Raw genomic sequence first — 15,953 nt, forward strand, 5'->3', positions numbered from 1 at the left:
CGTTGTCGAAACAATTTGCGACGTCACTACGGATACCGAATCAATATGAGCCCGGCAAGGCGCGTTGAATCCCGATCGAGCGATGGCCCGCCGACCGGACCTCGAGACCGGCCGGTCGGCGGACGTGGCAACCGCATCAGCCTTTCAGCTTGACCCATACCTTGTCGCGCAGCGCCATCGCGGCCGGCGAGCAGATCTTCATCGGCTTCAGGCGCTTCTGGAACTCGGGCGGCGGGTTGATCGTCGGGTCCTTCTGCAGCTCGGGCGTCAGGAACTGCGTCGAGCCGACGATCGCATCGTGGTAACGGTTGAAGTTCGATGCCTCGGCAATGTTGCGCGGCTCCATCATCCAGTTGATGAAGCGATACGCGTTGTCGCGATTCTTCGCCGCGTTCGGGATGACGAAATTGTCGACGTATTGATGCACGCCTTCCCGCGGATACATGAAGACGATGGTCGGCAACACCTTGTGATACTTGGCCGCGTCGGCGCTCCAGTCGTGATTCATGATGACCTGCTTCGACTGGAAGCGTTCGACCACGCCGTCGTTCGCGTAGGCGAGCAGCGACGGCTTCTGCTTCTCGAGCACGGCGAGCACGCGCTTCGCGTCTTGCGGGTTCTCCGAGCATTCGTCCTGGCCCAGATACCAGGAGGCGGCCATGTACAGCTCCTCCTGGACGTTCAGCGCGACGATCTTGCCCTTCAGGTATTCCGGCGGCTCGAAGAAAGTCTTCCACGTGTCGGGCAGCACCCCGTTCGGGACGCGCGACGTGTCGTAGACCAGGCCGGTCGTGATCACCTGGTACGGCATGCCGTAGTCGCGATTCGCATCGCCGACCGGATGCGCGTACTCGGGCCGGATATTGCGGGCGTTCGGCAATTTGGCCTTGTCGAGCTTTTCGATCAGGTTCTGCTTGCCCAGCATCGACACGTAAAGGTCTGAAACGATCACGACGTCGTAGTCGCTGCCGCCGGCCTTCATCTTCGTCGCCACCGCGGCATCGCTGTCATACGCGGTGAGCGTGACGTCGATCCCGGTTTCCTTCTTGAACTTCTTGAGCAGCTCCACCGGGTAATAGCCCGGCCAGTTGCCGAAACGCAGGACTGGCTCGGCATGCGCGGTTTGCATCATGGCCATGCCGGCCAGGACGACGGTTGCTACGATCTTCATTCACCTTGCTCCAGGATTGACAGTTGTTGTTCGCTGTTGGCCGCCCGCGAGAGCCAGACCGACAGCAGCGCGGCGCCGAACGAGAAGACCAGCACGATCGTCGCAAGCGCATTCACGTTGGGTTTGACGCCCCGGGTAATGAGGCCGTAGATGTACATCGGCAGTGTCGTCGTCGCCGTCCCCGACAGGAAGTACGTCGTCACGAAATCGTCGATCGACACGACGAACGCGAGTGCGAAGCCGGCCGCGACCCCCGTGCGGATCAACGGCCAGACGATCTGCCGAAACACGCGCCAGCGATTGGCGCCGAGATCGGCCGCGGCCTCGAGATACGACGGGTCGATCCTGGACAGCGAGCCGCGAATCGGCAGATACGCGAACGGGAGGCAGAACACCGCGTGTCCGAACACGATCGTCCAGAAGTTGAGCTTGACCGCCACGATCGAAAGCAGGATGAGCGTGCCGAGCGCGAGCACGATCTCGGGCACGAGCAACGGCGACGCGACCAGGATCCCCGCGAAGCCCGCCGTTCGCCGCGCGTTGTTCCACAAATAGAGTGCGGTGGGAATGGCGATCAGCGACGACGTCGTTGCCGCAAGGGCGGCGATCGCAAAGGACGTGCGGGCGGCTTCGAAAGCGGCGGCGTCGCGCAGCACGGTCACGTATCCGCTCAGCCCGAATCCTTGCCACACGGTCGCCGATCCGCCGTTGTTGAAGCTCAGCGCGACCAGCGCGACGATCGGTGCGTACAGGAACAGGAAAAAGATCCAGGCACCCGTGCGCAATCCCGGAAACTCACGCACATTGCGCACGCTGGCCTCCGGTCCCTGCTTTCACGAGCAGACGCTTCGCCAGCACGCAGAGCAGCACCAACGCGTACATCGCCATCGCCAGGGACGCGCCGAGCGGCCAGTTGTGCGCGTCGCCGAACTGGAGATTGATCAGGTTGCCGAGCATCATCGACTTCGCGCCGCCCAGCATGTCCGGAATCAGGAACGCGCCGAGCGACGGCACCAGCACCAGCATGCACCCGGACACGATGCCGTGCCGCGCCGACGGCGCGATGATCTGCGTGACCACCGTCCAGGGTGTCGCACCGAGATCGAACGCGGCGTCGACGATGTTCCAGTTCATGTGTTCCAGGCTCGTAAAGATCGGGAGCACCATGAACGGGATGAACGCGTAGACCAGGCCGATCACCGTCGCGATGTCGGTATACAGGATCGTGGGAACGTGGGTGCCGAACAGGCCGCCGAGCACCGTCGAGATGACGCCGCCGCTCCTCAGAAGCAGGATCCATGCATACAGGCGGACGATCAGGCTGGTCCAGAACGGCACGGTGACGAAGATCAGCAGCCACGTGCGCCGACGGGCGGGTTGCATCGCGATATAGAGCGCGGCGGGGAAACCGAGCGCGAGGCACCCGATGGTTGCGGCGATCGACAGTGCGAAAGTCCGGACGGCGATTGCTGCGAGTGCCGCGTTGAACGCCCAGTTGCCGTCGAAATCCTGCTCGAACAGAATCCGCCGATAGGCGTCGGCGCTGAAACTTCCCCAGCGCACGCCGCCCCATTCTTCCGGCGCGGAAATCGACGCGAATGCGATGACGGTCGTCGGCAGCACGACACCTGCCACGAGCAGCAGCAACGCAGGCGCGGCCAGCGACTGCCCGAGCCATGCGGAATTCACCCGGAACCGGGGCAGGAATGCAAAATCGGTCGCGCTCAGTCGAGGCCCGGTCGCCCCGGACACATGCTCTCTCATAACACGTTCGGCCCGCTTTATTATGCTTCGCAACAGGGTTCGTTCGTTTCGCCCCGGGGGTTTTATATTCAAATCATGCCGATCGTACTTTTGCGGTTTTACCCGGGATAGTCAATAGGCACTTGACGACAATCATAGGCATTTCACGACAAACTGAATCTATACTCTCGTGAAATCCGGCACCCGATACCGACGCATTCGGATGGAACACGCGATGAACGGCTCGATGGATTCAACACTGGACCATGTCGATGAAATTCAAACTCCGGTTTCGCTCCACACCGTCTCGATCGTCGTCGACCTGCTTGACGAGGCCGGCGTCGCCGCGGAGGAGGTGTTGCGCGGCGCCGATCTTTCCGTTCAACAGCTCCAGAACGACGAAGTGTCGATCACGTTTGCGCAGGAACTCGCCGTGCTGGAGAACGCCAAGCGCCTGTCGCAGGACCCAGCGCTCGGCTTGAAGATCGGGCAGGCGATACACGTGTCGATCGGCGGGGTGCGCGGCTACGCGATGCAATGTGCGCCGACCTTCGGCGAAGCGTGGCAATTCGCATGCGACCACCCGCTCACCGGCGAGTCGTATTTCCGGATGAGAGTGGAGGAGCACGGGGATCTGGCGTCGATCGTCGTGGACGGATATCGCTTCAGCGAGAACTTGCGGCAATTGAATACGGAAATCTGCGTGGCCACGATCCGGACCGAGTCGGAAGACATGCTCGGCTATCCGGCTCCGTTTACGAAAATTGAATTTTCGATGCCAAAATCAAAAGTCTCGAAACGAACGTTCAAGAGGATATTCGGCTGCCCCGTCGAATTCAACGCGCCGCATACCCGGGTCATTTTTCCGGCCTGGCTGCTGATGTCGAAGCTCCGTTTCTCGAATCGGGCGGTCTTCCGGCAACTGTTGCCGCGCTGCAATCAACTGGAATGGCAACTGGCCAATCACACGAAGCAGTCGATCACGGCGAGGGTGACCCAGCTCCTCTATCAATCGTGGGCCAGGTACCGGAGCCTGAATGCGGTCGCCGACGCGCTCGGCATGAACGCGCGTACGCTGCAGCGCCGGCTCGAGATCGAAGGCGCGAACTTCAACGCGCTGGTGAAGAGCGTGATGATCGATCTTGCGAAGAACTTCCTGCAGAACCCGGCGATCGCATTGTTCGACGTCGCCGAGAAGCTGGGCTATTTCGACGTCGCCACGTTCAGCCGGGCGTTCGCCCGCATTTCGGGCGAGAAGCCCGGCGCTTACCGGAAGATGCTGTTGTCGGGGCAGCGGGAGGGGTTGTAGCAAGGGCGCGGCTGGCTGGCCCGCCGACCTTGAATCCCGGCAATGACGTTTCGGATGGCTTTCGGAAATGCCCGAACAAGGCACGCGCAAAGCTGCTTGAAATTTCGGGATCGAATTCATAGCATTGTCGAAAGCCATGCTGGCCGGCGCCACAAGCAGGACGTCACCGAATAAAGACAGGAATAGCAAGCCGCAGCCTGCCGCGCACGTCGCGCATGTTCGCATTCCGGGGAATCATGAACGCGCCATCCACGGCGCAACGGCAGCCTGAGGCCGTCGTTCCGATCTCCCTGCAACCGGCGCAGGCTAACGCGCGCCGGACATTGATCCGCGTTTCCCCTGATGCAGAAACGGCGGCGCAGGCCGATGTTGCAGGCAAGGCGTGAGAATTCAATACGAGGGCCATCATGACGACGCCGGCAACGAACAGCACAACAGGCGGCAGCAGTCTCGCACCCGATGCAGCAGTCGACGCGACGCAGCCGGCCGACGACTCGCCCGCCGTGCCCGTGATCCTGCTCGTCGACGACGAGCCTCCGGTGCTGTCGGCGCTCAAGCGCCTGCTCAGGCCGGCGCGCTATGAAGTGCTGACCGCCGACGGCGGCGAGACGGCGCTCGAGATCCTGGCGTCGACCGAAGTCGACCTGATCGTATCGGACATGCGCATGCCGCACATGAGCGGCGCGACGTTCCTTGCCCGCGCGCGGGCGTCGTACCCCGACACGATGCGCATCCTGCTGACCGGCTATTCGGAAATCGACTCGGTGGTGCAGGCGATCAACGAAGGCAGTATCTATCGCTATCTGAACAAGCCGTGGGACGACCACGACCTGCTGCTGACGATCGAACAGGCGCTCGAGCAGCAGCGCCTGCGGCGCGAGGCTGCGCGGCTGACGGCGCTCACGCAGGCGCAGAACGACACGCTGCGCCGGTTCAACACGGAGCTCGAAAACCAGGTGCGGGCCCGCACCGAGGAACTCGGTCAGGCAGTGATGTTCCTCGAAGCGGCGCAGCGCGACCTGAAAAGCAATTTCACGGCGATGGTCCAGATCTGCGCGAGCATGATCGAGCTGCGCTGCGGGGCCGCCAGCGGGCAGTCGATGCGCATCGGCGAAATCGCGCGGCATCTCGCGTTCGCGTCCGACATGTCCAGCCTTCATGCGCAGGACGTCTATTACGCCGGGCTGCTGCACGGGATCGGCAAGCTGTCGTTGCCCGACGAGCTGCTGCACAAGCCGATCAGCCGCATGACCACGGACGAGGCGCGGCTGTTCCAGCAGCATCCGCTGCGCGCGCAGATGGTGCTGACGCCGGTTGCGCAGCTTCACCAGGTTGCGTCGATCGTGCTGCACCAGTACGAGCGGTTCAACGGCCGCGGCACGCCGAACGGCCTCGCGGGCATCGATATTCCGCTCGGCTCGCGGATCGTCGCGGTCGCGCGCGATTTCGAGGGGCTGCGCCTCGGCGAGATCGGCCCGCCGCATTCGGTCGAACAGGCGCTCGACGTCCTCAAGTCGCAGGCCGGCGTGCGCTACGACCCGCAGATCGTCGAACGTTTCGTTGCGCTGATGAAAAGGCCCGCGACATTGGGCATCGCATCGTCCGTGTCGGAAGTGAAATCCGGGCAGCTGTGCGAAGGGATGCAGCTCGCGGACGACCTGCGCACGCATCGCGGCGTGCTGCTGATGACGAAGGGCAGCGTGATGACGACCCATCAGATCGACCTCGTGCGCCGTTTCGAAGCACGGGAAGGGACGCCGTTCGACATTCTGGTGCTCGCGGCCCCGAGCGCGCCGAAGCCAGCGCCGGCGGCCGGCGGCCCGGCCGGGTGACGGCGGCACGACCTGCCGCACTGCGCGGCAACGGCACCTTCACCTGACCGGGCGCGACCATGCAAGGCACCTACCATCTGTCGCTCGTCCTGCTGTCGCTCGTCATCGCGACGCTGGCCTCCTACACGGCGCTCGACCTGGCCGCGTTCATTTCGCTGCTCGACAAGCCGGGGCTCAAGCGCGCGTGGCTGAGCGGCGGCGCGGCCGCGATGGGCACCGGAATCTGGTCGATGCATTTCGTCGGGATGCTGGCGTTCTCGCTGCCGATTCCCCTCGGCTACGACCTGCTCGAGACGGGCGTATCGCTGGCGATCGCGGTGCTCGTGTCGTACTTCGCGCTGAGCGTGGTGACGCGCGCCAAGCTGACGCGTTCCCGGCTGCTCGCCGGCGGCGTGCTGATGGGGGGCGGCATCGCCGGCATGCATTACACGGGCATGGCCGCGATGCAGATGCAGCCGGGCATTCGCTACGATTCCGCACTGTTCGCCGCGTCGATCGGCATCGCCGTGCTGGCGTCGACCGCCGCGCTGTGGCTCGCCCAGGCGCTGCGCACGCGGAATGCGGGATTTGCGATCGCGCGACGCGCGGGCGCGGCCACGCTGATGGGCGTCGCGATCAGCGGCATGCATTACACGGCGATGGCGGCCGCGCATTTCGCGCCGGACGCGCGTTGCGGCGCCGCGAACGGCATCGACACGCCGTGGCTGGCAACGACGGTCGCGCTGTTCACGCTGGCGATCCTGATCGTGACGCTGATGATCTCGCGCTTCGACGCGCGCACGATGTTCCTGCGCGGCATCACCGACATGCTCGAGGACCTCGTGCAGCTGCGGACGGCCGAGCTTGAACACGCGCTGCGCCGATACGAGCTGACGACCGAGACGCTGCAGCGCACCCGCGTGCACATGGCGCGCGAGATCGAGGAACGCAAGGCGGCGCAAGCGCGCCTCGAACAGGAAAAGGACGAGCAGCGGCGCCTGCTGCACGAGCTCGAGGAAACCCACGTGCAACTGCTGCAGTCGGAAAAGCTCGCGTCGATCGGGCAGCTCGCGGCCGGCGTCGCGCACGAGATCAACAATCCGATCGGCTTCGTCAGCGCGAATCTCAATACGCTGAAAACCTGGGTCCACAGCCTGCTCGACGTGGTCGCCGCGCACGAAGCCGCGATGCCGCGGCACGACGCGCAAACCCGTTTCGCACTGACGGCCGCGGGACGTGCGGCGGACATCGACTATATCCGCGGCGAGATCGCGACGCTGATCGACGAGTCGATCGACGGCACGATGCGGGTGCGGCGCATCGTGCAGGACCTGCGCGACTTCTCGCGTCCGGGCAGCGACGAATGGAGCGTCGTCGACATCCACGCGGGCCTCGATAGCACGCTGAACGTCGTTCACAACGAACTCAAGTACAAGGCCGACATCGTGCGCGAGTACGGCGACGTGCCGCATGTCGAATGCCTGCCTTCGCAACTGAACCAGGTGTTCATGAACCTGCTCGTCAATGCGGCGCAGGCGATCCCGGGACGCGGCGTCATCACGATTCGCACGACGTGCGACGGCGACCACGTGACGATCGCGATCAGCGATACCGGAAAGGGCATGCCGCCCGACGTCATGCGCCGGATCTTCGATCCATTCTTCACGACCAAGCCGGTCGGGCAGGGGACCGGGCTCGGGCTGTCGGTGTCGCACGGGATCGTCGAGCGTCATCGCGGCGTCATCGAGGTGGCAAGCGAGCCGGGGCGCGGCTCGACGTTCTCGATCCGGTTGCCGGTCCGGCACGAGCGGGACGAGGCGCATGCCGCCGTGCTGCGGGATGAGGTGTGAATGCCTGGTTACGTCGCCCTAGAGCGCAACTAACGGTCTAGTCGCCCATCATCCGCCAACCGCGCCCCGGATTCCCGGTGCGCGCTAAAGGCGCGCCAGTTAGCGGATGGAATGGTATTCCGAAACGTCACAGCGGATTGTGTTACATGCTGTATCATTCCGAGCCGTCAAGAAAATGAAGCGTGCGAGGAAACGAGTCTCACGCCAGCAGTACGTCATGGCGATTATTAACGTATCGCGATGAATAATTGATTCAAACAACACTAATAGTATTGAAAGTGCGTGAGACCAGAGATTTACCGCTTGTCGTCGATCTCGACGGCACGCTGACAACAACCGACACGCTGGCCGAATCCGTGATCCGTGCCGTCCGGCGCAAGCCGGCGAGCCTGCTGCGATTTCCGTTCTGGCTCGCCAGCGGCCGCAGCACGTTCAAGGCCAGGATTGCCGAGCAGGCCGATCTGCGCGTCGAGCATTTGCCTTATCGGGAGCCGTTGGTCGAATATCTCGAACAGGAGCAGCAGCGAGGCCGCAAGATCATCCTCGCGACGGCCGCGCATCGCTCGATTGCGGAACGCGTCGGCGAGCATCTTGACCTGTTCGACGAAGTCATCGCGACCGATGGCGAGACCAACCTGAAAGGCGAAGCGAAACTGGCGAGCATTCGCAAGCACGTCGGCGAGCGTTTCGTCTATGCGGGCGACAGCAAGGCCGATCTTCCTGTCTGGGCCGCGGCGCAGGGCGCGATTCTCGCGGGCGCCGCACCGGCCGTGACCGCGACGATCCGCGACACCGTTCGCGTCGAACGCGAATTCACGAACGAGTGCGTCAACGTCGCGACCTGGTGCAAGGCGCTGCGCGTGCATCAATGGCTGAAGAACCTGTTGCTGTTCGTGCCGTTGCTCACGGCGTTCGCATTCTTCGACGCCGACAAGATCCGGACATTGGTGCTGGCGTTTTTCGCGCTGTCCCTTGGCGCGTCCGCGACCTACATCGTCAACGATCTGTGGGATCTCGACAACGACCGCCGTCATCCGCGCAAGCGCAATCGCCCGTTCGCGAAAGGCACGCTGTCGATCGCGCAGGGGATAGGCGGCTGCGCCGTCCTGCTGACGCTGGCATTGGCGCTCGCCTGCGCGGTGTCGGCGCAATTCGCGGGGATGTTCGCCCTGTATCTGATGCTGACCTCCGCGTACAGCTGGCGGCTGAAGTCGATCGTGCTGCTCGACGTCATCGTGCTGTCGCTGCTGTACACGCTGCGCATCGTCGCCGGCGCCGTGGCGGTCGGCATCGCCGTGAGCCACTGGCTGCTCGCGTTCTCGGTCCTCACGTTCCTGAGCCTCGCGCTCGTCAAGCGCTGTTCGGAGCTCGTGCTGCTGCGGCAGAGCGACAAGCGCGAATCCGCCGGCCGCGACTACCGGGTCGGCGACCTCGAAGTGCTGTGGCCGTTCGGCATCGGCGCATCGCTGGCCGCGGTGGTCGTGTTCGGACTCTTCATCAACGCCCCCGAAACGGCTGCGCGCTATGCGTCACCGCAATTGCTCTGGCTCGTGCAGATCGCGATGATCTATCTGTTCGGCCGGCTGTGGGTCACGACGGTGCGTGGGGCGATGCACGACGACCCGATCGTGCACCTGCTCGAGAATCGCGGCAGCCTCGGGGTGCTGCTCGTGATGGTGACAATCGTGCTGGCTGCGCATTTCCTGCCGATCCTGTAAGTGGAACATTCAATACCCATGACGGAAAAGAATCGAAAAAGAGTCGCGGCGTTCTGCCGTTTCGCGATCGTCTACGTGATGCTGTTCATCTGCGCAGGCAACATCACCAACAGCATGCTGCTGAAATGGGGGTTCCGCGACGACCAGGGCGGGGAATTTGCGACCAGCTACAGCCTGGTCGGCATGATGAACGGCGACGCCCCGAAGCCCTTCGTCTATCGCTCGTCGTTTCCGAAGGCCGCGAAATGGCTGGCCGAGCGGCTCGATCCGGACAAGCAGCAGAAAATCTACCGGTCGATCACGCGCCACGATTCGCTGCGCAATGCCTATTTCACGGGCGTGCCGAGCGAGTACTGGACGCCGGTGGTCGCGATCACCTATCACCTGACCTACATCGCGATCGTGTTGTCGGCGCTGTTCGCGCTGCTGCTGGTCTACAAGCTCGCGCGCCTGCACGGACTGAGTTTCGGTCAGTCGGTCGGCTTTCTTGCCGCATTCAGCTTCATCTATCCGCTGACGTTCCAGCAAGGCGGGTACTACTACGATTTCTTCGAGATTCTCGGTGCGCTCGGTGCGTGCTATTTCCTGCTGCGGCAGCGCATGGTGGCGTGCACGTTGCTGATCGCGATCTTCTCGCTGAACAAGGAAACGTTCTTCCTCGTGCCGCTCGCGCTGTTCTTCCTGCATGACAGCGACGTCGCGCTGTCGAAGCGGTTCGGCTGGCTCGCGGTGCAGCTCGCGATCTGCTTCGCGACGCGCCACTTCATCATGCGCGGCTATGCCGCCAATGACGGGGACTTCGTCGCCTTCCAGTTGTGGAGCAACCTGAAATTCTGGGTGAATCCGGCGTCGTACCTGTCGTTCTACAACCTGATCGGCAAGGGGATTTTCACGCCGAGCCTGGAGAATCCGCTGATGCTGGTGCCGCTCGCAGTGTTCTTCCGCGCGGCGTGGCGCAATACGCCGGCGCGCTATCGCCGGTATTTCTTCGCGGCATTCGTTCCGGTGGTGCCGCTGTTCATGCTCTTCGGTTGCCGCGACGAGGCACGCAATTTCTCGGTCGTGTTTCCGGCAATCGTCCTGATCGCGCTGCACGGCGCGACCCGCTTCGACGCGATCTTCGGCGGCCGCGCAGCGGCCGACACGCCGCGCGTGCCCGGCGTTGCCGAAGCACGGGAGACCGCATGATGAACTGGCTGATTCTTGCCGCAAGCGGTGCGTTCGGCGGACTGGCCAGCGTGCTGCTGCGCGTCGCCGCGGTGCAGGGCGCGGCGGCCGCCTCTTCGGCGCTGTTGCCGTGGGTGCTGCGCGGCGCGGCGATCGGCGCATACGGCGTCGGGTTCGTGTTGTACGCGTTCGCGCTGCGCAAGGCGAATCTGAGTGTCGCTTATCCGTTGATGGTCGCGATTTCGATTCTTGTCGTGCTCGGCTTCACGGCGGTGCATGAACATGTGCTGCGTCCGACCCAGGTGGTGGGCGCGCTGGTCATTCTCGCCGGTATCTGGATGGTGACCCGGTCTGCGTAAGGCAAGCAACGGTAGGGTGGGCAGCGCGCGGGTGTCTGCATGACCGGGCGCGCGCTGCCACCCGTGGCGCGCGACTCGGATGCGGCGCACTGCCCGTCATCTGCGCATCGACATCCACTGCACACACTTCATTCGAAAAGCCCACCGTATGGGGGCGAAGTCTGTCGACCGTGACTGCAGCTCCCGCCGTCAGTCCGACATTCACGAGAAAGCCTCGCCATAATTACAAAAAATAATAAGCCTTATGAAATCATATGATATGGACAAAATTAAAATAAGGATGTAGATTTTATTTGCGCCATTCCGGCAAATTAAAAGGCCTGTTACGCGGCGCCACATCATCGATAAAAATTAAATAAAGAATTAAAATCGATCAATTCGGCACCCGACTCCCTGAGAACAAAAAAGAGGGCGCGCCGGAAGCCTCTTCCACACGACGTCCTCGCAATTCGCTTAATTCGCCCGGCATAATTTCATGCAAGCTGAGGGGCGCCTCGACGTTCGACAGATATTTCGAATCTCAGAAAAATCATCCATAAATTCAAAAGGGGATTCAAATGAACGGTTTGTTCAGGAAGGTCGCTTTTGCTGCGGCTGGTTCGCTGATCTCGACCGGCGCCGTTGCCCAGCAAATCACGGCAAAAGGAGAGGTGACGCAGGTCACGTTACCGGAGCACGGCCTGCAAGTTGCCGCGATCGATTTCAAGAACGCTCTGCCGATGCCGCTGCCGAGGCCGGTCGTGGCGCCGCCCTCCGTGATGGATGCGCTGATGTACAACGCCAGACCGGCTCTTGGCGTGCCGGGTTACGCGCGAGGCGGCACGGGAGACGGCAAGCAAAGGCCGGTCCAACTGGTGGCGCCCGTCGATTTGAGTCAGGCCGGGGTCCAGCCGCAGGAATTCGGATCGTCGAATCAACCGTACACCACCAGCCAAGTGAATGCAAACGGCGACAATACGCAGTATTACTATCCGTTCCGCGCGGCCGGCAAGCTGTTTTTCAACATCGGCTCGTCGACCTACCTGTGCTCTGCATCCCTTATCAAACCGGGAGTGGTCGTCACGGCCGCGCACTGCGTGGCGAATTTCGGTCAGCGGCAGTTCTACTCGAACTGGGTATTCGTTCCCGCCTATAACAACGGGGCCGCGCCCTATGGCACGTGGAACGCGGCATCCGCCACGGTCCCGACGTCCTACTACAACGGCACCGATCCATGCGCCGTCGCCGGCGTCGTCTGCCAGGACGATGTGGCCGTGATCGTGCTGGCCCCGCAGGGCGGATCGTATGCGGGCAATCGCGCCGGATGGTTCGGCTATGGATGGAACGGCTATGGCTACAATCCGTCGGGACTCGCGCTGATCGACCAGCTCGGCTACCCGGTGTCTCTGGATAGCGGCGTCCTCATGGAGCGCAACGAATCGCAAGGATTCGTGTCCTCCGGCAACTCGAACAACACGATCATCGGATCGCTGATGACCGGGGGTTCGAGCGGCGGCCCGTGGCTCGTCAATCTTGGCATGCAGCCGGCACTCAACGGCACGGGCTTCGGCAATGCGGCCGCGCACAATACCGTGGTCGGCGTAACGAGCTGGGGCTATACGGATACGACGGTGAAACAGCAAGGCGCGTCGTCGTTCACGAGCGGCAACATCGTGATGCTCGTGAATACCGTGTGCACCAGCACGCCGGCAGCTTGTTGAGCGCAGTCCCGCGGAGTGCGCCGCGCGTGGTCTCGCGTTCGTCGTGCAGAGGCACGGCGGTACGGGCCGCTTCCCGCGGCGCATCCTCTCGGCGGTTCCGCATCAGGATGACAGTCTGCCCCGGCGAACTGCCCGACGGGCGGGTGAATCGTCATCGATACGCAAGCGAATCCTCGAAGCAATCGCGTCGATCGAACACGCAATCACGAATAATCGATCGACCCGATACACGTATCCGGTAACCCGCGTTCCCGGTCATAAAAAAATGACGTCAGCCGGATTGCAGATGCATGATGCGGCAAGCAGGGCGTGCTACGCTTTGACATGTCGTTTGCGAATATTTCGCGCCGCTCGAAAATTACATGGATGATTCAATCAAATGCGCTGCGCGCCGATAATGCGGAAAGCATCGGCAATGGATGCGACCCCAGATGAATGAAGGGCGAGCGGCGGATTTCATAGAACGACGATACCGGCTGCCGCACTGAAGGCGAAGGCCGCCGGTATAAAGTCGCGGAAAAAAATATTGTCTCCGGGGTGAAGCTCATGGCGTGGCAATGTGCATTCCGTCGCCGGTTGTCGGCGCTGAAGTCAGATATCCCGTCAAAGCACGCCGGAGCGCAACGATGAATGCGCCGCGCGGTGCATTACCGCTTGGCGCGCAAAGTGTCGGATCGGCACCGCGCCCGCTCTCCGAATCCATGCTCGTCGGCCAGTCGCCGGCGCTCCTGCAGTTGATCCAGATGGTCGACCGCGTCGCGCCGACGCGCCATGACAACAAGAGCGCGGCGGCCGCGCTGCCGGGCGTCAGCCGCAAGTTCGTCGAGCGCCGGCTGAAGGCGCGGGCCGCCCGTCACGCCGGGCGCACATACGTTGCGGTTCCAGGGCATCGCCGACGCGGCCGTGCCGCTGACGGTAGGCGACACCTTCTGGTACAGCACCGGCAACATGCTCAACCCGGTCGATCCTTGCGCGCTCGGCATGCCGCGCCGTCGGCCATCTCTAGCGAGGTCGCACAATGAAAGTTCACTACGAAGTCACGCTTGATCCGGCGCGCCACGAACTGGGCGTCGAACTCACGATCGACGGCGTACCGCCCGGCGAGCTGGTGCTGGCGACGCCGACCTGGGTGCCCGGCGACTACGCTTTCGAGCCGTACGGCCGCGATGTGTTCGACGTTCGTGCGACAGACGGGGCGACCGGCGCGGCACTCGACGTGCATCGCCGCGGCTGGCCCGCCTACACGGTCAAGGTGCCGGCGCGGGGCGCATCGGACGGCAGGGTGACGATCCGCTATCGCGCCGCGGCCGCTTCGGTCGATATGAGCGAGGCATGCGGCGTGCTCGGCGACCTGAACGGCGTGCTGCTCGGCACACGGTATCTGCGGGTGACCGCGCACGACGGCCGCTGTACGGTGCGCTATCACGTGCCCGACGGGTGGGCGATCCATCACCCGTCGGGCGCGACGGCGCTGCCCGACAGGAACTGGGAATACGATGGCTATGCGCGCTTGCTCGATACGCCCGTCTCGGTCGGACGCTTCGACACGATCACGCGCGAGGTGCGCGGCACGCCGTTCCATCATGTGTTCCTGACGCGCGCGCAGGGTTTCGACGCGAACGTCGGCAGGTTCGTCGACGATCTGTGCAAGATCGCCGACGTGTATCACGACATCTTCGGCGGCTTCCCGTTCGAGGACTATACGTACGTGCTGTCGTTCAATCCGAACGACGCGTGGGGGCTCGAGCATCTGACGAGCACCATGGTCGGGCTCGATCCGTCGACCTTCTACGACAGCGATCAGTACAACGTCAGCCTGCGGGTCTGCGCGCACGAGCTGTTTCATGCGTGGAACGTCCGCCGCCTGCGGCCAGCGACGCTCGGCCACCTCGACTTTGAACACGGCAGTTTCAGCGAGGGCTTGTGGGTCGCGGAGGGCTTCACGCGCTATTACGAATTCCTGTCCTGTACGCGCACCGCCGTCTACACGCCGGCGCAGTTCCTGAGCGCGGTTGCCGGCTACTACACGCACCTGGCCGCGCTGCCGGCCTATCGCCACGTGAGTCCAGCCGACGCGTCGGCGGCGTCCTACCTCAATCACAACAAGTATCCGGGCCGCGCCAACAGCGCGATCGACTATTACGACGCGGGGATGGTGATCGCATTCGAACTGGATGCGGCGCTGCGCGTCGACACCGACGGCGCGCAATCGCTCGACACCGTGTTCGCCGCGTTCTACGAGGCTTTCGTGGGCAAGGGCGCGGGTTACACCATCGACGACATCTGCGATTTCTTCGAGCGCTGCCAGCCCGGCCTCGGCAATCGAATGAGGACGAAGGCCGTCGAGCCGGCGAGGCTCGCGCTGCCCGAAAGTTTGCGCGCGCTCGGCTTCGACGTCAGTGAAGGGCAGGTGCCGTATTTCGGCGTGATTCTCGCGGGCGACGCCGGACCCGCCGTCTACAGCGTCCTCGACGGCAGCCCGGCCAGCCGCAGCGGGCTCGCGGCCGAGGACACGATCGTCGCCGTCGACGCCTACCCGTTCTCGCTGGAAGCGCTGAACGGCGCCGTCCGGCAGGGCGCCGACGTCACGCTCGACGTGCTGCGCGGCAACCAGTCCCGTCGTTACACGATCCGGCCCGGCGAACGGACCACGCTGGTGGGCCTTCGCTGGACCGGCACCGCACGTCAGGCCGCGTTGATCTCGCAATGGCTGAACCAGCCGTTCGCGCCGGCGGCGGGCCAGTCCATCCCGCTCGATTTCTACGAGAACTTCCACGGCATCGAGACCGTGATCTGAACCGCATCGAGGACAACCACATGGTGACAAGCGAGCAGATCGAACAGATCTGCTCGCAACTTCAGCCGCATTTCGTTCGGACTGCGGCCGATTCGCGACGGGTTCGCCGACCTGACGCGCGGCTGCCGGATCGAGGCCGTGTTCGAGGCGACGGAGATTCACGTGTCGGGACAGGTCGGCTCCGCCGCGCTGCTCGGCACCCTGACGATCGTGTTCGACAACGGCGATCCGACGCAGGTCGTGCATTCGCGCGAGATTGGGAGTTTCGTGAAGAGGGCGGGACGACGAAGATCAGCCGGATGCTGTGGAACAAAGCGCCATCGTGAGC

The 15,953-nt window shown here is 63.3% G+C and carries 11 protein-coding genes and 1 pseudogene; 8 read left to right on the plus strand and 4 right to left on the minus strand.

What is annotated here, in order from left to right; translation table 11 throughout:
• Positions 1-136 precede the first annotated feature (136 nt).
• From B7P44_RS34100 to B7P44_RS34110, 3 genes are read right to left on the minus strand one after another with little or no spacing between them, the layout of a single operon-like run.
• Positions 137-1,171 (minus strand): extracellular solute-binding protein, encoded by a 1,035-nt coding sequence (locus tag B7P44_RS34100; RefSeq protein ID WP_084910428.1) that lies wholly within the window; start codon positions 1,169-1,171, stop codon positions 137-139.
• Entirely contained in the window at positions 1,168-1,983 is an 816-nt protein-coding gene (locus B7P44_RS34105; RefSeq protein WP_231716856.1) for an ABC transporter permease, read from the minus strand. Before B7P44_RS34105 ends, B7P44_RS34100 begins: the two co-directional genes overlap by 4 nt.
• Complete coding sequence (locus tag B7P44_RS34110) at positions 1,967-3,007, minus strand: ABC transporter permease (protein ID WP_231716857.1); 1,041 nt, start codon at positions 3,005-3,007, stop codon at positions 1,967-1,969. The genes B7P44_RS34105 and B7P44_RS34110 overlap by 17 nt, the downstream gene beginning before the upstream one ends.
• A 142-nt stretch (positions 3,008-3,149) precedes the next feature.
• On the opposite strand from B7P44_RS34110, the gene B7P44_RS34115 reads away from it, so the two are divergent.
• The 7 genes and pseudogenes from B7P44_RS34115 (at position 3,150) to B7P44_RS34145 (ending at position 12,828) form a co-directional block, all read left to right on the plus strand.
• A complete protein-coding gene (locus B7P44_RS34115; RefSeq protein ID WP_162296946.1) occupies positions 3,150-4,223 on the plus strand; it encodes an AraC family transcriptional regulator in 1,074 nt (357 codons plus the stop codon).
• 407 nt (positions 4,224-4,630) lie between these two features.
• Positions 4,631-6,055, plus strand: a complete 1,425-nt coding sequence (locus tag B7P44_RS34120) for a response regulator c-di-GMP phosphodiesterase, NosR family (RefSeq protein ID WP_084910432.1) — start codon at positions 4,631-4,633, stop codon at positions 6,053-6,055.
• A gap of 59 nt (positions 6,056-6,114) precedes the next feature.
• Positions 6,115-7,884, plus strand: coding sequence for a histidine kinase (locus tag B7P44_RS34125; RefSeq protein ID WP_084910433.1), 1,770 nt, complete (start codon positions 6,115-6,117; stop codon positions 7,882-7,884).
• Between the two features lie 248 nt (positions 7,885-8,132).
• Positions 8,133-9,602, plus strand: a complete 1,470-nt coding sequence (locus B7P44_RS34130; RefSeq protein WP_407924049.1) for a UbiA family prenyltransferase — start codon at positions 8,133-8,135, stop codon at positions 9,600-9,602.
• An 18-nt stretch (positions 9,603-9,620) separates the two neighbouring features.
• Complete coding sequence (locus B7P44_RS34135) at positions 9,621-10,790, plus strand: hypothetical protein (RefSeq protein WP_084910434.1); 1,170 nt, start codon at positions 9,621-9,623, stop codon at positions 10,788-10,790.
• Complete coding sequence (locus tag B7P44_RS34140; RefSeq protein ID WP_231716858.1) at positions 10,787-11,128, plus strand: small multidrug resistance protein; 342 nt, start codon at positions 10,787-10,789, stop codon at positions 11,126-11,128. Before B7P44_RS34135 ends, B7P44_RS34140 begins: the two co-directional genes overlap by 4 nt.
• A 467-nt stretch (positions 11,129-11,595) precedes the next feature.
• Positions 11,596-12,828: pseudogene (locus tag B7P44_RS34145) on the plus strand (trypsin-like serine peptidase).
• 647 nt (positions 12,829-13,475) lie between these two features.
• Here B7P44_RS34145 and B7P44_RS36955 read toward each other — a convergent pair.
• On the minus strand, positions 13,476-13,784 hold the full coding sequence (locus B7P44_RS36955) for a hypothetical protein (protein WP_157721136.1): 309 nt from the start codon (positions 13,782-13,784) through the stop codon (positions 13,476-13,478).
• A 62-nt stretch (positions 13,785-13,846) separates the two neighbouring features.
• Between B7P44_RS36955 and B7P44_RS34150 the strand changes: the two genes are divergently transcribed.
• Complete coding sequence (locus B7P44_RS34150) at positions 13,847-15,625, plus strand: M61 family metallopeptidase (protein ID WP_084910436.1); 1,779 nt, start codon at positions 13,847-13,849, stop codon at positions 15,623-15,625.
• The last annotated feature ends 328 nt before the right edge of the window (positions 15,626-15,953 follow it).

Source organism: Burkholderia ubonensis subsp. mesacidophila (assembly GCF_002097715.1).
Lineage (GTDB): Bacteria > Pseudomonadota > Gammaproteobacteria > Burkholderiales > Burkholderiaceae > Burkholderia > Burkholderia mesacidophila.